The following is a 17,226-nucleotide window of genomic DNA, read 5'->3' as shown; positions in this document are numbered from 1 at the left end:
GCAGTTTTCTTCAATACGGACCGACGCGGCGCCCGTAGTCTCGATGCGACTTTCGACATGTCGCATGGAGACATCTGATGAGCATGCTGGTTTCGATGGCCGCGTTCGCGCTCGCCTCGTCGATCACCCCCGGTCCCGTCAACATCGTCGCGCTCGGCGCGGGCGCGCGCCACGGCCTCGGCGCGAGCCTGCGCTACGCGGCCGGCGCGACGCTCGGCTTCGTCGCGCTATTCCTGCTGATCGGCCTCGGCCTGCACGCGGCGCTCGCGCGCTGGCCCGTGCTGACGACGGCCACGCAGTGGTCGGGGATCGCGTTCCTGCTGTATATGGCGTTGCGGCTCGCGCTCGACGACGGCCGGCTGTCGGCCGATCCGGACGTGGCCGGCCCGTCGGCGGCGGCCGGCGCGGCGATGCAGTGGCTCAACCCGAAGGCGTGGCTCGCGTGCGTGGCCGCGATGGGCGCATATGCGGCCGATGGCGACCGCGCGCAGGTCTGGCAGTTCGCCGCGCTGTATCTAGTGATCTGCTTCGCGTCGATCGCATGCTGGGGCTATGCGGGCGCGTCGTTGCGGCACCGGCTCGCGAACGCACGGCGCATGCGCGTGTTCAACCGGCTGATGGCGCTGCTGCTCGCGGGCAGCGCGCTGTTGCTGCTCGACGTGTAGCGGCTTCGCCGGTCAGCGCATCGCACTGCGGTACTGCCCGGGCGTCGCGGCCGCGATTCGCCGAAAGGCGCGCTGGAAATGCGCCTGGTCCGCAAAGCCGGCATCGAGCGCGACTTCGGCGATCGGCCGGCCGCGGCGCAGCTCCGTGCGGCCGTACTGCACGCGCCGATCGATCAGGAACGCATGCGGCGTCATCCCGTAGCGCGCATTGAATGCGCGGATCAGGTACGACGGCGACAGGTCGGCCGCCGCGCAGATCGCATCGAGCGTAACGGCCTCGCGGCAATGGGCGGCGATGTAGTCGGCCGCGCGCGCGAGCTTCGCGTTGTCGTCGCCCGGCCGCGAATCGGGCGGTTCGCGTTCAAGCGCGCCGTGCAGCGCCGTGAAGAATTCGACCGCCGCGCTCTCCTTGCCGAGCGCATCGACGCGGGGCGACACGAGCGTGCGGTAGAAGCCGCCGAATTGCGCGAACAGATCGCCGCGCTCGGTCCACTTCGTCGAAAACCCGTGAAAATCGCGGTTCGGATCGCGGCCCAGCGCGTGTTGCAGCCGCGCGAGCCACGGCACGTCGACATAGACCATCCGGTACGCCCACGCATCGGGGCCGTACGGGTTGCACGCGTGCACCTGCTCGGGATCGATGATCACGAGCACGCCGCGCCCGACGTGCGCGTTCGTCGCACCGTTCACATACGTGCTCGTGCCGCCGACGATCGCGCCCACCGAAAACGTGTCGTGCGTGTGCTTTGCGTAGCAGATCGCGCGCCCGTCGTCGACGGTACGCGCCTCGACGAACGGCAGCGCCGCATCGCGCCAGAACGGCGACGGCACGGCGGATCGGTTGGCGGTACGGCTCACGCGGCAGGCTCCCGGTTCGGACGAACGCTCACCGTACAAGACTGTGCGGCGCCGCGCAACAGCGAACCGACGCCTGGCGGCTGGATCGCCTAAGCTTTGAATTCGGCCGCCGCGGCAGACGCGGCGGGTTCCGCTTCCTCTTCCAACCGGTACCACTCATGCAGATCGATCTGAAAGGCAAGACCGCGGTCGTTACCGCCTCCACCGCCGGCATCGGCTTCGCGATCGCCGAAGGGCTCGTGCGCGCCGGCGCGCACGTCGTCGTCAACGGCCGCAGCGACGCGTCGGTGCAGTCCGCGCTCGAGAAACTGCGCGACGCCGTGCCAGTCGCGAGCCTCGACGGCGTCGCCGCCGACCTGTCCGACGCGGCCGGCGTCGCGCGCGTCACGCAGCACACGCCGGATGCCGACATTCTCGTCAACAACGCGGGCATTTACGGCCTGAAGCCGTTCTTCGACATCGACGACGCCGAATGGGAACATTATTTTCAGATGAACGTGATGTCCGGCGTGCGGCTCGCGCGGCATTACCTGAAAGGGATGATCGAACGCAATGGCGGGCGCATCGTGTTCATTTCGTCGGAATCGGGCTTGAACATCCCGGTCGACATGATTCATTACGGGTTCACGAAAACCGCGCAACTGTCGATCGCGCGCGGCCTCGCGAAGCTCGCGGCCGGCACCCGCGTGACCGTCAATTCGGTGCTGCCGGGGCCGACGATGTCGGAAGGCGTGCGCGAGATGCTGAAGGCGCAGGCCGACGAAACGGGCCGCAGCATCGACGACATCGCGGTGGAATTCGTGCGCAGCGAGCGCGCGAGCTCGATCATCCAGCGGCCGGCGACGACCGAGGAAGTCGCGAACCTGGTCGTGTACGTGTGCTCGCCGCAGGCGTCGGCGACGACGGGCGCGGCGTTGCGCGTCGATGGCGGCGTGGTCGACACGATCGCGTGACGACTGCGTGACACGCTCGCGCGGCGCACGGCGGCCGCGCTAGCGCGAAGCGGCCTTCTCCGAGCGAAGCGCGCCCTTGCGGTCGGCGTCCATGCAGGAATCGAAGCCGTACCGCGTGACGACGCCGGCCTTGTCGAACACGACGAAGTACGCGCGGTGATCGTTGCCGTGCTCGATGAAATAGTTGTAGCAGACGCCGCTGCCGTTGCGGACCATCCACACGCTGCGCGGGTTGCCGGCGGCGCGGACGACGTCGGCGCGCGTCGCGCCATGCCGCGACGCGGCCCGCGCGAGCGGCGTGCGCGAGTACGAGAACGGCAGCCACGCGTCGAACCAGGCACAGCCGTGCAACATCAGGCAGCCGGCGGCCACGGACAGCGCCGCCGCGGGACGGGACATCGAAATCAATCGCATGCTCGGGAAATCTGCTGCGCCATGCCGGCGTGATCGAAAGCCCCATGCTACTCGACCTTTGGGTCCGGATCGAAAAGAAATGTAGAGATCTCTGTCCGAATCCCCGCGCTGGCGTGCATCCGCGCCAGCCGAATCGTCAACGAACGTTGCAACCGGCGCCCGTGCACGCATCCGCGCCGCTGCACCGCCGCGTCGAACCGGCATGCGCGGTCAGGCAATCCATTCGGCCCACAGCATCGTCAGCACCGTCATCAGCGCGGGACCGACGAACAGCCCGATCAGGCCGAACGTCTCCGCCCCGCCGAGGATGCCGAACAGCACGAGCAGGAACGGCAGCCGTGTCGAACCGCCGATCAGCACCGGCCGCACGAAATGCTCGGCGACGAACACGACGATGAACCCGAGCGCCGCGATCACGACGGCCCACATCGTCGCCCCCTGCACGAACAGCCAGAGCGCCGCGCCGCAGAACACGACCGGCGCGCAGAACGGCAGCATCGCGGCGACCGCCGTGACGAGGCCGAGCAGCGCCGCGTGCGGAACGCCCGCGAGCGCATAGGCGACGCCGAGCAACGCGCCCTCGCCGAGCCCGACGACGACGAGCCCCGTCACCGTGCCGTACACGGCCGCGACCATGCGCTCGATCAGTTCCGCGCCGTTGCGCCCGAACGCACGCCGCGCGCCCTGCAGCAACGCACCCGACAGCTTGTGGCCGGCGCGCAGGATCACGAACAGCGTGACGAGCATGAAGCCGAATTCGAGCAGCACGTGCGCAAGCTTCGTGCCGAAGTGCCGGCCGAACGCGATGAATTTCTCGCCGTTGACGCCGTGCATCGCGGTGGCCGCATGCAGCGGATGGCCGAGATTGGCCTGCCACCATTCGGTGATCTGCGCCGCGCCGTACGGCAACCGGCTGACCACGTCCGGCAGCGGAATGCCGTTGTCCTGGATCGTGCGCAGCCACTCGCGCAGATCGTGCGCCTGTGCGATCGCCTGGGTCGTCGCGACGGCCACCGGCAGCACGACGAGCAGCGAAATCGCCGCCGTGATGACGGTCGCGATCAGCGTCGGCCGGTTGCGGAACAGCCGGTGCGATTCAAAGCATTTCAGCAGCGGCCACATCGCGATGGCGATCACGCAGGCCCATGCGATGGCGGGAATGAAATCGCGGATCACCCACAGCGCGAGCACCAGCAACGCCGCATACAGCGCGACGCGGGCGATCTGCTGGGCGCGCGGCCGCGCGGCGGAATCGGAAGACGACGGGACATGCGCGCCCATGGCACCTCGGTCGAAATGAAAAAATGGCGGTTCGCGCAGGCAACCGGCCTGCGCGAACCGCCATTCTATCCATCGGCACCGGATCGGCGGCACGCGCGATGCGCGGGCCGCCCGGGCGCTGCGTCGTCACGCGTCGCTCACGCCACCTTGTCGGCGACCCGGTAGCGCTCGAGCCAGTGCGCGTACGGCGCGGGCAGCGTCCACGACGGACGCTCGACACCGAGCTGCCTGGCCGCGTAGTACGGCCAGTGCGGGTCGGCCAGATGCGCGCGGCCGACCATCACGAGATCGAGTTGCTGCTCCGCCACCACGCGATTCGCCAGTTGCGGCGTATCGATCCCCCACGCGGACGACACCGGCAGCCCGGCCTCGCGGCGCACGCGCTCGGCGATCGGCGCGAGAAACGCCGGTCCCCACGGAATCTGGGCGTCGGGCGTCGAGAAGCCGACCGACACGCTCAGCATGTCGAGCCCTTCGAGCTTCATCCGCTGCGTGAGCGCGATCGACTCGGCGAGCGTCTCCTCGTCGCGACCGTCGTATTCGATCACGCCCAGGCGCGCGGTCAACGGCAGATGCTCGGGCCAGACCTTGCGAACGGCCGCGAGCGTGTCGACGAGGAAACGGCCGCGGTTCTCGGCGGAACCGCCGTATTCATCGGTGCGCTGGTTCGAATGCACCGAGAAGAAGCTCTGGCCGAGATAGCCGTGCGCGAAGTGCAGCTCCAGCCATTCGAAACCGAGGTCGCGCGCGCGCCGCGCCGCCGCGACGAAGTCGGCCTGCACGCGCGCGATGTCGTCGCGCGTCATTTCGCGCGGCACCTTCGGCAGATGCGCGCCGAACGGCACGGCCGACGGCGCGATGGTCTGCCAGCCGCGCGGATCGCCGTCGGCGATATGGTCGTCGCCTTCCCACGGGCGGTTGGCGCTCGCCTTGCGGCCCGCGTGCGCGAGCTGGATACCGGGCACCGCGCCGGCCGCCTTGATCGCCGCGACCGACGGCGCGAACGCGTCGGCCTGCGCGTCGTTCCACAACCCCGCGCAGCCCGGCGTGATGCGGCCTTCCGGCGACACGGCCGTCGCCTCCGCGATCACGAGGCCCGCGCCGCCGCGCGCGATGCCGGCCAGATGCACGTGATGCCAGTCGTTGACGACGCCGTCCTCGGCGACGTACTGGCACATCGGCGGCACCGCGATACGGTTGCGCAGCGTGACATCCTTGAGTTTGAACGGTTCGAACAGGGCAGACATCCACGACTCCTTTGCTTGGTTCTGCAAAACGGCTGGGAATGCGCCGTGCGGGGCGCACGGCGCAACGATGCGGGCCGTCGGCGGGCCGGCTGCGCCCGGCGACGGCAAGGACGCGGCGCCGGCCGGGCCGGCGCCGCGTGTTTAGCGGTGGCCGAGCTTCGCGAGCAGCGCCTCGGCCGCGGGCGCCGACGATGCGGGGTTCTGCCCGGTGATCAGCAGCCCGTCGGTGACGACATGCGGCGCCCAGTCGGCGCTGCGCTCGAATGCCGCGCCGTTGGTCTTCAGCATGTCCTCGACGAGGAACGGCACGACTTCGGTCAGCTCGACGGCCGCTTCCTCGCTGTTGGTGAAGCCCGTCGCGCGCTTGCCGCGCACGACCGACTCGCCGGTCTGCGGGTTCTTCACGTGGCGCAGCACGCCCGGCGCGTGGCAGACCGCGGCGACCGGCTTGCCGGCCGCGAGCGCGCGCTCGATCAGGCCGATCGAATGCAGATCCTCGGCGAGATCCCACAGCGGGCCATGGCCGCCCGGGTAGAACACGGCGTCGTAATCGTCCATCGACACATCGGCCAGCTTGCGCGTCGACGCGAGTTCGGCCCGGGCCGCCGCATCGGCGTCGAAGCGGCGCGTCGCGTCGGTCTGGGCCGTCGGGTCGCTGCTTTTCGGGTCGAGCGGCGGCTGGCCGCCCTTCGGCGACGCCAGCGTCAGCTCGACGCCCGCATCCTTGAACGTGTAGTACGGCGCAGCCAGTTCCTCGAGCCAGAAGCCGGTTTTCTTGCCGGTGTCGCCGAGCGTGTCGTGCGAGGTCAGGACAACCAGAATCTTCATGATCGGACACTCCTTCGAAAATGAACGGGGAACGACGCCGCGCGTCGCGGCACGCCTGTCGGTTAGTCAGGCCGCGCGCGGCAACGTGCGAATCATTTCTCCGCATGCGATATATGCCTATTAGACCAGTCGTCTAGAAGCGGCCGAAATAAAACGACGGCGTCCCGCTGCCTGAATCCGCCAGGGACGTCGCCGCATTCACCAGCACGGATCATATCCCCGGATTAGACCGGTCGTCTAGAAGAACACGCATTCGCCCCTGCCGACGTCATGGCCTTTGCGACGGCGCGTCGTTCGACCACGCCCGCCGCCCCGCTCATCCGCCCTCGGTTCGCCGCGGCCGGAGGACCTAGCCGCGCAACGGACCGTCCGTGTCGCCCGCTTCGATCGTCGGCGCTTCGAGCCGATGCTCACGCGCGCCGTCGTCCAGCAGCCGCAGCATCAGTTCCGCCAGCGCGCGCCCGGATGCATGCCCGGTCGGCTGCACGACCGCCGTGACACGATACGGATGCGCGATATCGGGCGGCACGCCGTCATAGACGATCAGCGACAGGTCCGCACCCAGGCGCACCCCGCTGTCGACCAGCGCGCGAAATGCGCCGCCGCCCGCGATGTTGTTGTCGACCAGCAGCGCGGTCGGCGGCTCGGCCTGCGCAAGCAGCGCCCGCGCTGCCTGCCCCCCGCCGTCGTGCGTAAACGGGCACTCGACGAGCAGCGCCGGATCCGCGTCGATACCGGCTTCGCGCAATGCCGACAGACAGCCGGCGCGCCGTTGCGCGGCGAAATTCAGCGCCAGCGGTGCGCTGATCATCGCGATGCGCCGATGCCCGAAGCCGATCAGCCGGCGCACCGCGTCGCGCGCGCCCGCCTCGTTGTCGAAGTCGAACCATGCATACGGGCCGGCCGACTGCGTGCGGCCGTACGCGACATACGGAAACGCGCTCGCCTGCAGGTACGCGAGCCGTGGATCGTCGACCAGCGTGCGCGCGACGATCAGCCCGTCGACGAGCTTGCCGTCGACGATCCGCCGGTAGGTGTCCAGTTCCGCATTCGGTCGCGCGGACGCGATGATGAAATCGAGATTGCGCTCGGCGAGCCGCTCGGTGATGCCCGCGACGACCTCGCCGAAGCGCGGATCGCCGAGATCGCCGGCGCCAAACGGATAGACGATGCCGATCATGTCGGCCCGCCCCGTCGCCAGCCGGCGCGCGGTCGGATCGGCCACGTAGCCCATTTCCCGCGCGGCCTTCGCCACGCGCTCGCGCGTCGCCTCGTTGACGTCGTCGTAACCGTTCAACGCACGGCTGACCGTCGTGCGCGACAGACCGAGCGCGTCCGACAGCGCCTTCAGATTCACCTTCACCGTCACTCCTCGCATTCGCCGCTCCGCCCGGCCGCCCGACCATCGGGACACACCGACCAGGTAATTATTTCCAATTGGTAACGATTACCGTCAATTAAATATCTTTTGCGTTCCAAACCGGTTTGAAATAGCATCCAAACCGGTTTGGACATCGATGCCCACTCAGCCGTTCACTTTCACCTTTCCAGGAAACAACGACGAGATGACATACTTTCCCCTTTTCCGCCCGACCGCGGCCAAACGTTTGCTGCTCGCTGGCGGCGCACTCGCCGCCTTCGCGTCCGTCGCGCACGCGCAGTCCGGCGGCACGGGCGCGCCCCTGCCCACGCCCCACACGCAGCAAGCCTACGATCCCGAAGGCAACTTCACGATGCGCTGGACGCGAGCGGACATCCGCCAGATCGTCGCGCAATCGCACACCGCCGGTGCCGACAAGAACTCGCTGCCGCAAGCACTGACGATGCCGGACATCCCGCAGGACTTCCCGCTGATCAACTCGAACGTGTGGGTGTGGGACACGTGGCCGCTGGCCGACCTGCGCGCGAACCAGCTCAGCTACAAGGGCTGGGAGGTGATCTTCTCGCTCACCGCCGATCCGCACGCGGGCTACACGTTCGACGACCGGCACGTGCACGCCCGCATCGGCTTCTTCTATCGCCGCGCGGGCATCCCCGCGTCGCAACGCCCCGCGAACGGCGGCTGGACCTGGGGCGGCCACCTGTTCCCGGACGGCGCGAGCGCCAAGGTATTCGGCACCGCGCCGATGACCAACAACGCCGAATGGTCGGGCTCCGCGCGCCTCACGCACGGCAGCAACGTCAGCCTGTACTACACCGCGACGTCGTTCAACCGCTCGGCGCCCGGCGGCGCCGACATCACGCCGCCGCAGGCGATCATCACGCGCACCGACGGCAACATCCACGCCGACGACAAGCACGTGTGGTTCACCGGCTTCGGCGATCACAAGCCGCTGCTGGAACCGGACGGCAAGTACTACCAGACCGGCCAGCAGAACACCTACTTCTCGTTCCGCGATCCGTTCGTGTTCACCGACCCCGCGCATCCGGGCAAGACCTACATGGTGTTCGAAGGCAACACCGGCGGCCCGCGCGGCGCACGCACCTGCACCGAGGCCGATCTCGGCTACGCGCCGAACGATCCGAACCGCGAAGACCTCAACGCGGTGATGAATTCGGGCGCAGTGTATCAAAAGGCCAACGTCGGCCTCGCGGTCGCGACGAACCCGCAACTGACCGAATGGAAGTTCCTGCCGCCGATCCTGTCGGCGAACTGCGTCGACGACCAGACCGAGCGCCCGCAGATCTATCTGAAGGACGGCAAGTACTACCTGTTCACGATCAGCCACCGCACGACGATGGCGGCCGGCGTCGACGGCCCGGACGGCGTGTACGGCTTCGTCGGCAACGGCATCCGCAGCGACTTCCTGCCGCTGAACGGCGGCAGCGGCCTCGTGCTCGGCAACCCGACCGACTTCTCCGCCCCGGCCGGCGCGCCGTATTCGCAGGACCCGAACCAGAACCCGCGCGAATTCCAGTCGTATTCGCACTACGTGATGCCGGGCGGGCTCGTCGAGTCGTTCATCGATGCGATCGGCCCGCGCCGCGGCGGCACGCTCGCGCCGACGGTGAAGGTGAACATCAACGGCACGTCGACGTCGGTCGACCGCGCGTATGGACGCGGCGGCCTCGGCGGCTACGGCGACATCCCGGCGAACCTGCCCGCGACGGGGGCCGGCCACAACGACGGCAACGCGCAGGCCAATTAGGATCACCAACAATAACCGTCTTCGATAAAGGCACGAGGTTCAGGAGGCGCGTATCGCGCGTGTCGCGTGTGCGCCTCCTCTTTTTTCCTTCCTCCACTGCGCATGCCGCCGTTGCAGCGGCATCCGCCCTCCTTTCCCGCTTCGCCCGACGGAGCACCGGATCACGCATGAGATCAATGTTGTTCGGCCTTTCCGGCCCTTCCGGCCTTTCCGTCCGTTTCGCCGCGCTGCTGCTTGCCGCGGCCGCCTGCACACATGCCGCCGTCGCACCCTGCGGCGCGCCGGCCGAAAACGGCACGCCGCAATGGCGCCCGGCCCTCCACTACACGCCGCAGCGCAACTGGATGAACGATCCCAACGGGCTCGTGTACGAGAACGGCCGCTATCACCTGTTCTATCAGTACAACCCGCTCGGCAACGACTGGGGCAACATGTCGTGGGGCCATGCGACCAGCACCGATCTCGTCCACTGGCGCGAGCAGCCGGTCGCGATGCGCGCGAACGCCACCGAGGAAATCTTCTCCGGCTCGATCGTCGCCGATACGCTGCACACGTCCGGCCTCGGCACACCGGGCCACACGCCGCTCGTCGCGCTTTACACGAGCGTCTACAAGCCCGGCTCGGGTCACGCACCCGGCATACAGGCGCAGTCGCTCGCGTACAGCCTCGATCGGGGCGCGACCTGGCAGCCGTATGCGCACAATCCGGTGCTGACGCTCGATCCGGAATCGAAGCAATTTCGTGATCCGAAAGTGTCGTGGTATGCGCCGGGTGGCTACTGGTTGATGACGACGGTCGTCGCCGACGCGCACGTCGTGAAGCTCTATCGTTCCGACGACCTGCTCCACTGGTCGTTCCTGAGCGACTTCACGCTGCCCGACGTGCCGCATGCGGGCGCGCTGTGGGAAATGCCGGATCTCGTGCCGCTGCCGCTCGACGACGATCCGAAACGGATCAAGTGGGTGATGATCGTCAACGTCAACCCGTGGTCGATCGCCGGCGGTTCCGGCGCGATGTATTTCGTCGGCAACTTCGACGGCCGCACGTTCGTGCCCGACCGCGTCGCGCCGGCCGGCTCGGATCCCGCGCAATTCCGCTGGGTCGATCACGGCGCCGATTTTTATGCGGCCGGCACGTTCTCCGGCGCGCCCGGCGCCCGGCCGGTCGCGATCGCATGGATGAGCAACTGGGATTACGCGGCGAAAGCGCCGACCGCCCCGTGGCGCGGCGCGACCACGCTGCCGCGCGAGCTGTCGCTGAAGACGATCGGCGGCGAGCCGACCCTCGTCGTCGCGCCAGCCGCCGCCTTCGACGCATGGGCCGACAGCCGCCCCGCCGTGCACGAAGGCGACGTCACGGTCGACTCCGCGACGCGGGTGCTGTCGGCCGCGACGCGCGGCGTCGTCCAGCGCATCACGGTGACGATCTCGCCTCGGCATGCGGCGCGCGCGGGCCTGATCGTCCGGCGCTCGGCCGACGGCTCGACCGGCACGCGGATCGTGTACGACACGACGAAGCGCACGCTGACGCTCGACCGGTCGCAATCCGGCGACACGAATTTCGCCGGCACGTTCAGCCGCGAGCACATCGTCGATCTGCCGCTCGAGCACGGGCAACTGCGGCTCGAAATCGTCGTCGATCGCGGGTCGGTCGAAGTATTCGCGAACGGCGGCCGCGTGGCGCTGACCGACCTGATCTTTCCGCCGCTCGAGGCGGACCGCGTGGCCGTGTTCGCCGAGCACGGCCGCGCGACGTTCTCGGGATTGACGGTGACGCAACTGAAAGCCGGCGACGATACGCGTGACGCCTGCGCGTCCCGATAGGTGCGGGTGACGGGGCCGCGCGTCCGGCATCGCATCGCCGGCGACGGTCCCCGCCCGTCTGGCTCGTCAGAGCAACCCCATCCCGCCCGACGCGATGATTTCCGCACCGACGATGAACGCGGATTCCGGCGCGCTCAGGTGCAGCACCGTCGACGCGATTTCATCCGGCGTGCCGAAGCGGCCGATCGGCACGAGGCCCTTGATTTTCTCGGCCGTCTCGTCGAGCGCCGCCGCATCGAGCCCGAGCTTGCCGTACAGCGGCGTCTGCACGGGCCCGGGGCTCACCACGTTCACGCGCACGCCGTGCGGCAGCAGTTCCGTCGACAGCGTCTTCGCGAACGAATTGACGGCCGCCTTGCTCGCCGCGTACACCGACGAGCCGGGCATCCCGACATGCGCGTTGATCGAGCCGTTGATCACGATCGAGGCGCCGCGGTTCAACAGCGGCACGAGCGACTGGATCTGGAAATACGCGCCCTTCACGTTGGTGTTGAACACGAGATCCCACATCGCTTCGTCGCTGTCGGAGAACGGCGCGAGTTTCGCGACGCCCGCGTTGACGAATACGGCGTCGAGCCGCACGCCGGCGGCGGCGAGCGCATCGGCCAGCGCGCGGGCCGACGCGACGCTGCCGGCTTCGTTGCGAATCGTGAGCGCCCCTTCGCCGAGCGTTTGGCGGGCGGCTTCCAACGTCTGGGCGTCGCGCCCGGTGATGACGACCCGCGCGCCTTCGGACGCGAATGCCCGGGCGGCCGCCAGGCCGATGCCGCTGTTGCCGCCCGTGACGAGGACCGTCTTTCCTTCGAAGCGTTGCATGATGTTCTCCTGTGAACCGGTGAGTTGACCGTGAACACAGGATGCGCGCGGCGCCCGGCCTTGCCGTACGACGGGCGCGACGAACATGTTCGAAAACGTCGAACATGTTCGCGCGGGCGCGTTCAGCCGACCACGTCGATCCCGTCGAGCAGCCGCCGTGCGAGTCTCGGCTCGCGCAATTGCTCCAGCCACCATTGCAGTGCGCGGCCGTCGCGATCGCCGTGCCACGCGACGTACAACAGATTCGGCTCGCGCGGATCGGCCGTCTGCTTCTCGACCAGTTCGCCGCGCGCGAGCAGCGACGCGACGCGCCGGCGCGGCACCCAGCCGACGCCGAGCGCATCGCGCTGCGCGAGGATCTTCGCGCGCATCGACGGCACCGCGAGCACGGCCTGCCCGCCGAGCAGGCCATACGCGCGGCCGGCCGCGCGCCGCGACGAATCGGCGACGACGACCGAGCGGTGCGCACCGATCGCGTCGCGCGTCAGCGGGCCGCGCGCGGACGCCAGCGGATGGCGCGGCGACACCGCGAACACCCACTCCATCGCGCCGAGTTCGAACCACTTGAGGCCTGGAATGGCCGGCGGCTCGTTCGTCGCACCGACGACCAGATCCGCGCGGCCGTCGCGCAACGCTTCCCAGGTCCCGCCGAGCACCTCGTGCGTGAAACGCAGCGACACGCCCGAATCGAGCGCATCGAAGGCGCGGACGACCGGCACGAGCGTATCGAACTCCAGCACCTCGTCGCTGACGATCCACAGCCGGTCCTCCCAGCCGCTCGCGACCTGCCGCACGCGCTGCGTCAGCCGGGCGACGTCGAGCGCGAGCCGCGCCGCCTCGTCGGCCAGCAATTGTCCGGCCGGCGTGAGCTGCAGCCGGTAGCCGCGCCGGTCGAACAGCAGCGCGTCGAAGCGCGTTTCGAGCTGGCGCGCCGCGTGCGACACCGTCGACGGCGCCTTGCCGAGCCGCGCGGCGGCACGCGACAGGCTGCCGGTGGCGCGGATCGCGTCGAGCAGTGCCAGTTCGTCTTCGGACAGCATGAGGTCGCTCCGCGGTGAGGTTTGTCGTGGATCGTAAGGCAGCAGCGCACGGCGGTCCAATCGCGCGATGGCGGCCGCGGCCACGAGCCACGAACCGCCGCCGGCGCGCTCGACTTCCGGTATGCTGGCCGAGGCGAAATGACACGAATCGAGGTAACCACTGCGATGGACATCGCGATCCGCATCGAAGGCCGTCACGACCTGACGGGGCAAATCTTCCGGCAACTGCGCACCGCGATCGTCGACGGGCGTCTCGAAGCCGGCGCGCGGCTGCCGTCGACGCGCGACCTCGCGAAACAGCTCGGCGTGTCGCGCAAGACGACGCTCGACGCGTTCGAGCGCCTGGTGGCCGAGGGTTACCTGAATACGCGCGCCGGCGACGGCACGTTCGTTGCGGACGGCCTCGCGCGCGTGCCGCACGCCGCGGCCGCGTCGGCGCCGTCGATCGTCGACGAGATGCCGCGCATCGACGCGGTCGATGCGCGCGCGCTGTGGAACGACCTGCCGGACGCGCTCGCGATGCCCGCGCCGCACGATTCGCCCGGCTTCGACTTTCGCGGCGGCGTGACCGACAAGACGCTGTTCCCGTTCGACGCATGGCGGCGCTGCCTGCATCACGCGCTGCGCCAGCAGGCGCGCGGCCCCGGCCAGTATCACGATCCGGCCGGCGACCCGCAGTTGCGCGGCGCGATCGCGCGCTACGTCGGATTCAGCCGCGCGGTCGCATGCAGCTGGGACGACGTGCTCGTCACGCAAGGCGCGCAACAGGCGCTCGACCTGATCGCGCGCGTCGTCGTGCGGCCGGGCGACGTCGTCGCCGTCGAGGATCCCGGCTATCCGCCCGCGCGCGCCGCGTTCGCGTCGCTCGGCGCGACGGTGACCGGCGTGCCGGTGGACGCGCACGGCCTCGTCACGGAACGGCTGCCGGACGACGCACGGCTCGTCTACGTGACGCCGTCGCATCAGTTCCCGCTCGGCATGCCGATGACGCTCGACCGCCGCGTCGCGCTGCTCGAATGGGCGCAGCGTCGCCGTGCAGTGATCATCGAGGACGACTACGACGGCGAATTCCGCTTCGAAGGCCGCCCGGTCGAATCGCTGAAGAGCCTCGACCGCACGGGCCTCGTCGCGTACGTCGGCACGTTCTCGAAGACGATCTTTCCCGAGTTGCGGATCGGCTACGCGATTCCGCCGCGCGCGCTGCGCGGCGCGCTGGCCAAGGCGAAGCAGATCGTCGACTGGCACACGTGCACGCTGACGCAGGCGGCGCTCGCGCGCTTCATGCACGATGGCGATTTCGCGCGGCACCTGAAACGCGTGCAGAAGCACTACGACGCGCGGCGCAAGGTGCTGATCGCGCACCTGCGCGGCGAACTCGCGCCGTGGTTCGACGCGATCGTGCCGACCGCCGGCATCCATCTCGCCGCGCACCTGAAGCCGGGGCTCGACGAAGCGGCGCTGGTCCGCGCGGCGCGGGCGCAGGACATCGGCCTGTACGGAATCTCCGCGTTCCACGCGGACGTGCCGGTGCGTGCCGGGCTGCTGTTCGGCTATGGCGGGATCGACGCGCTGCGCATCGACACGGCGCTCGCGAAGCTGGCCCGGCTGCTGGAAGCCGGCATCGCAGGCGGGCCGCCACTGGTTACCTGAATTTCCACGGAATTGGCTATTCAAGCAGGCCAGTACGCGTCCTAAAGTGGGTCCTGTCGCGCCACCCCGGCGCTACCCAACCGAAAAGGACCTGCCATGCAACCGCGCCTGAACTTCTATGCCGCCAGCCCGAATGCGATCAAGGTGATGCGCAACGCCGAGGAATTCCTCGCGAAGTGCTCGATCGAGAAGCCGCTCGCCGAACTCGTCCGTCTGCGTGCGTCGCAGATCAACGGCTGCGCGTTCTGCGTCGACATGCATACGAGCGACGCACGCAAGGGCGGCGAAACCGACCGCCGTCTCGCGACCGTCGTCACGTGGCGTGAAACGCCGTTCTTCACTGAGCGCGAACGCGCGGCGCTGGAATGGACCGAGGCGCTGACGCTGGTGGCCGGCAACCACGTGCCCGACGCCGTCTGGGAAGCCGTGAAGCCGCATTTCACCGACGAGGAGCTGTTCGACCTGTCGATGCTGATCGCGACGATCAACTCGTGGAACCGCTTCGCGATCGCGTTCCGCAAGATGCCCGAGTAAGGCGGCGACGATGATTCGCTCCCCGCTCCATCGCATCGCGCCGTGCATCGGGCTCGTGCTCGCGGCGGCACTGCCGGCCGCCGCCCACGCGCACGACGCCGGCGACAGCGTCCACGCGATCATGCAGCAGGCCGTGCCCGAAGCGCCCGGCAAGCTCGTCGTCGTCGCGACGGTCGACTATGCGCCCGGTCAGGCGTCCGACGCGCACCGGCATCTCGGCTCGGTCTTCGCGGTCGTGTCGAAAGGCGAAGTGCTGTCGCAGGTGAACGGCGGCCCGCTGCGCCGCTATCGCGCCGGCGAAGGCTGGTACGAGCCGCCCGGCTCGCGCCATCAGGTATCGCGCAACGCGAGCGCGACCGAGCCCGCGCAACTGGTCGTGTTCGGGCTGACGGGCGAGCATCAGCCGCTGAAATCGCCGATCGATCAGTGATCCGGAGAATCGGACGAATCGGGCGAATGCTCGCGACGTAAACGAAAAAACCGGCTCGAAAGCCGGTTTTTTCATACCGCATGCCGTGAGCGGCGCTCGCGCGCCGCGCGACGTTTAGAAGCGGTGGATCATGCCGACGCCGACAGCGATCTGGTTCTGCTTCGAACCTGCCGCCACGCCGTCGCCGATCTGCGTCGTTGCTGCCTGGATGGTGCCAGTCTTGCTCAGCGTATTGCCCGACGCGTGCTGGTAAGCCTCGAGTGCGTACAGGCCCGTGCGCTTCGACAGGCTGTAGTACTGCGACAGCGTGACCTGATGGTACTTGGCCGCGCTCGTGATGCCGTTCGACTGCGTCGCCGCCGTGTACGAGTAGCCGACCGCGAAGTCCCACTGAGCCGCTGCCTTCCAGTGCAGCACGGCGCCGGCCGTGTTGAAGATCGCGCTGTTGCGGAACACCGAGCCGACGCCCGGCGTGTACTTGACGTTCGTGTACGACGCCGACACATCCCACGCCGGCGTGAACTGGTAACCGGCCGTCACGCCGATGCGCTGCTGCGACTGCGCCGTCTGATAACCGGCATTGAGCGCCGACACCGCCGGCTGGCCGCCGCTCGTGACCGTCGAGTTGTCGCCCCACACGCCGCCGCCGAGCGTCGAGTTGTTGACCTTCTGATAGCCGACCGCGATGCCTGCCGGGCCGTTCAGGTACTGGACCGCCGCGCTCCACGTCGAGCCGCGGTTGACGCTGCCCGGCACGCCGCCGAACGAGTACGAACCGCCGACCGTGAAGCCGTAGAACTTCGGCGACATGTAGACGAGCGAGTTGTTCGCGCGGTAGCTGGTATCCAGCGAGTCGATATCGCCCGGGTGCGCGCCGTATGCGCCCGTCAGCCACGTCGTCGGGCTGTACGGCGACAGCAGCGTGTAGTACGCCGTGTACTGACGGCCGGCCGTCAGCGTACCGTACGCCTGGTTCGTCATACCGACCCATGCCTGGCGGGTGAAGATGCCGCCTGCCCATTGCGACGCGCCGGTCGCCGAGTTCACGCCTGCTTCCAACTGGAAGATCGCCTTCGTGCCGCCGCCGAGATCTTCGCTGCCCTTCAGGCCGAAGCGGCTGCCTGCCCATACGCCGGTGGACATCGATACCTTCGAGTGACCGCCGGTCGTCGCACCCGTCGACGGGGCCGCGTTGTTCTGGTATGCCAGGCCGTTGTCGACGATACCGTACAGGGTCACGCTGCTCTGGGCGTGGGCGGCGGTAGCGGCTGCGAGACCCACTGCCGTCATGGCGAAAGCGACGCGCTTTTTCATTGATTCTCCGTCCTCAAAGAATGTTTCTTTTCTGGTGTGGTTTTGTGACCGACACATGTGCGAGTACATGCCGACGCGATTCTGACGGATTACCAATTGTTTCCCAACATGTGCAGTCGGTCATCGTATGATCGACGCAACGCGGGCGTTCACCAAACGGTTACATAACAGCTCGAAATGCTTGTGCGGCGGGCCTTTCCGGCATTTGCCGGTGAAAACCCTAG

At 68.5% G+C, this 17,226-nt stretch carries 16 protein-coding genes; 7 read left to right on the top strand and 9 right to left on the bottom strand.

Annotation, left to right across the window (positions count from 1 at the left end; genetic code table 11):
- The first annotated feature begins 77 nt into the window (after positions 1 to 77).
- A complete protein-coding gene (locus tag KPB06_RS27895) occupies positions 78 to 665 on the top strand; it encodes a LysE family translocator (protein ID WP_059574512.1) in 588 nt (195 codons plus the stop codon).
- Between the two features lie 12 nt (positions 666 to 677).
- Here KPB06_RS27895 and KPB06_RS27890 read toward each other — a convergent pair whose 3' ends face one another.
- Positions 678 to 1,523 (bottom strand): AraC family transcriptional regulator, encoded by an 846-nt coding sequence (locus tag KPB06_RS27890; RefSeq protein ID WP_089465558.1) that lies wholly within the window; start codon positions 1,521 to 1,523, stop codon positions 678 to 680.
- 158 nt (positions 1,524 to 1,681) lie between these two features.
- On the opposite strand from KPB06_RS27890, the gene KPB06_RS27885 reads away from it, so the two are divergent.
- Entirely contained in the window at positions 1,682 to 2,476 is a 795-nt protein-coding gene (locus tag KPB06_RS27885; protein ID WP_059574516.1) for an SDR family NAD(P)-dependent oxidoreductase, read from the top strand.
- Between the two features lie 39 nt (positions 2,477 to 2,515).
- Here the strand turns inward: KPB06_RS27885 and KPB06_RS27880 are convergent, their stop codons facing one another.
- From KPB06_RS27880 to KPB06_RS27860, 5 genes are all read right to left on the bottom strand, one after another.
- Positions 2,516 to 2,890, bottom strand: coding sequence for a hypothetical protein (locus KPB06_RS27880; protein WP_059574518.1), 375 nt, complete (start codon positions 2,888 to 2,890; stop codon positions 2,516 to 2,518).
- A gap of 210 nt (positions 2,891 to 3,100) precedes the next feature.
- Positions 3,101 to 4,171, bottom strand: coding sequence for an AI-2E family transporter (locus KPB06_RS27875; RefSeq protein ID WP_059574519.1), 1,071 nt, complete (start codon positions 4,169 to 4,171; stop codon positions 3,101 to 3,103).
- A gap of 137 nt (positions 4,172 to 4,308) precedes the next feature.
- On the bottom strand, positions 4,309 to 5,418 hold the full coding sequence (locus KPB06_RS27870; RefSeq protein WP_059574521.1) for an NADH:flavin oxidoreductase/NADH oxidase: 1,110 nt from the start codon (positions 5,416 to 5,418) through the stop codon (positions 4,309 to 4,311).
- A gap of 141 nt (positions 5,419 to 5,559) precedes the next feature.
- Positions 5,560 to 6,246, bottom strand: a complete 687-nt coding sequence (locus KPB06_RS27865) for a type 1 glutamine amidotransferase domain-containing protein (protein WP_059574523.1) — start codon at positions 6,244 to 6,246, stop codon at positions 5,560 to 5,562.
- A 349-nt stretch (positions 6,247 to 6,595) separates the two neighbouring features.
- On the bottom strand, positions 6,596 to 7,624 hold the full coding sequence (locus KPB06_RS27860; RefSeq protein WP_059574525.1) for a substrate-binding domain-containing protein: 1,029 nt from the start codon (positions 7,622 to 7,624) through the stop codon (positions 6,596 to 6,598).
- A gap of 187 nt (positions 7,625 to 7,811) precedes the next feature.
- On the opposite strand from KPB06_RS27860, the gene KPB06_RS27855 reads away from it, so the two are divergent.
- Both KPB06_RS27855 and KPB06_RS27850 read left to right on the top strand, forming a co-directional pair.
- Positions 7,812 to 9,395, top strand: a complete 1,584-nt coding sequence (locus tag KPB06_RS27855) for a glycoside hydrolase family 68 protein (protein ID WP_059574527.1) — start codon at positions 7,812 to 7,814, stop codon at positions 9,393 to 9,395.
- Between the two features lie 176 nt (positions 9,396 to 9,571).
- Entirely contained in the window at positions 9,572 to 11,218 is a 1,647-nt protein-coding gene (locus tag KPB06_RS27850) for a glycoside hydrolase family 32 protein (RefSeq protein ID WP_104012792.1), read from the top strand.
- Positions 11,219 to 11,284: 66 nt separating this feature from the next.
- Here KPB06_RS27850 and KPB06_RS27845 read toward each other — a convergent pair whose 3' ends face one another.
- Positions 11,285 to 12,034, bottom strand: a complete 750-nt coding sequence (locus tag KPB06_RS27845; RefSeq protein WP_275905868.1) for an SDR family oxidoreductase — start codon at positions 12,032 to 12,034, stop codon at positions 11,285 to 11,287.
- A gap of 122 nt (positions 12,035 to 12,156) precedes the next feature.
- Positions 12,157 to 13,074: a LysR family transcriptional regulator gene (locus tag KPB06_RS27840; RefSeq protein WP_059574534.1), complete on the bottom strand. Its 918-nt coding sequence runs from the start codon at positions 13,072 to 13,074 to the stop codon at positions 12,157 to 12,159.
- A gap of 165 nt (positions 13,075 to 13,239) precedes the next feature.
- On the opposite strand from KPB06_RS27840, the gene pdxR reads away from it, so the two are divergent.
- The 3 genes from pdxR (at position 13,240) to KPB06_RS27825 (ending at position 15,688) form a co-directional block, all read left to right on the top strand.
- Positions 13,240 to 14,724: a MocR-like pyridoxine biosynthesis transcription factor PdxR gene (gene pdxR, locus KPB06_RS27835; RefSeq protein WP_060011342.1), complete on the top strand. Its 1,485-nt coding sequence runs from the start codon at positions 13,240 to 13,242 to the stop codon at positions 14,722 to 14,724.
- A gap of 96 nt (positions 14,725 to 14,820) precedes the next feature.
- Positions 14,821 to 15,258: a carboxymuconolactone decarboxylase family protein gene (locus KPB06_RS27830; protein ID WP_059574538.1), complete on the top strand. Its 438-nt coding sequence runs from the start codon at positions 14,821 to 14,823 to the stop codon at positions 15,256 to 15,258.
- A 10-nt stretch (positions 15,259 to 15,268) separates the two neighbouring features.
- Positions 15,269 to 15,688, top strand: coding sequence for a cupin domain-containing protein (locus tag KPB06_RS27825; protein WP_059574540.1), 420 nt, complete (start codon positions 15,269 to 15,271; stop codon positions 15,686 to 15,688).
- Between the two features lie 114 nt (positions 15,689 to 15,802).
- Here the strand turns inward: KPB06_RS27825 and KPB06_RS27820 are convergent, their stop codons facing one another.
- On the bottom strand, positions 15,803 to 17,002 hold the full coding sequence (locus KPB06_RS27820; RefSeq protein ID WP_059574542.1) for a porin: 1,200 nt from the start codon (positions 17,000 to 17,002) through the stop codon (positions 15,803 to 15,805).
- Between the last annotated feature and the right edge of the window lie 224 nt (positions 17,003 to 17,226).

Origin of the sequence: Burkholderia semiarida (genome assembly GCF_029268935.1) — a bacterium.
Lineage (GTDB): Bacteria > Pseudomonadota > Gammaproteobacteria > Burkholderiales > Burkholderiaceae > Burkholderia > Burkholderia semiarida.
This window is presented reverse-complemented; position numbering and strand designations above follow the sequence as displayed.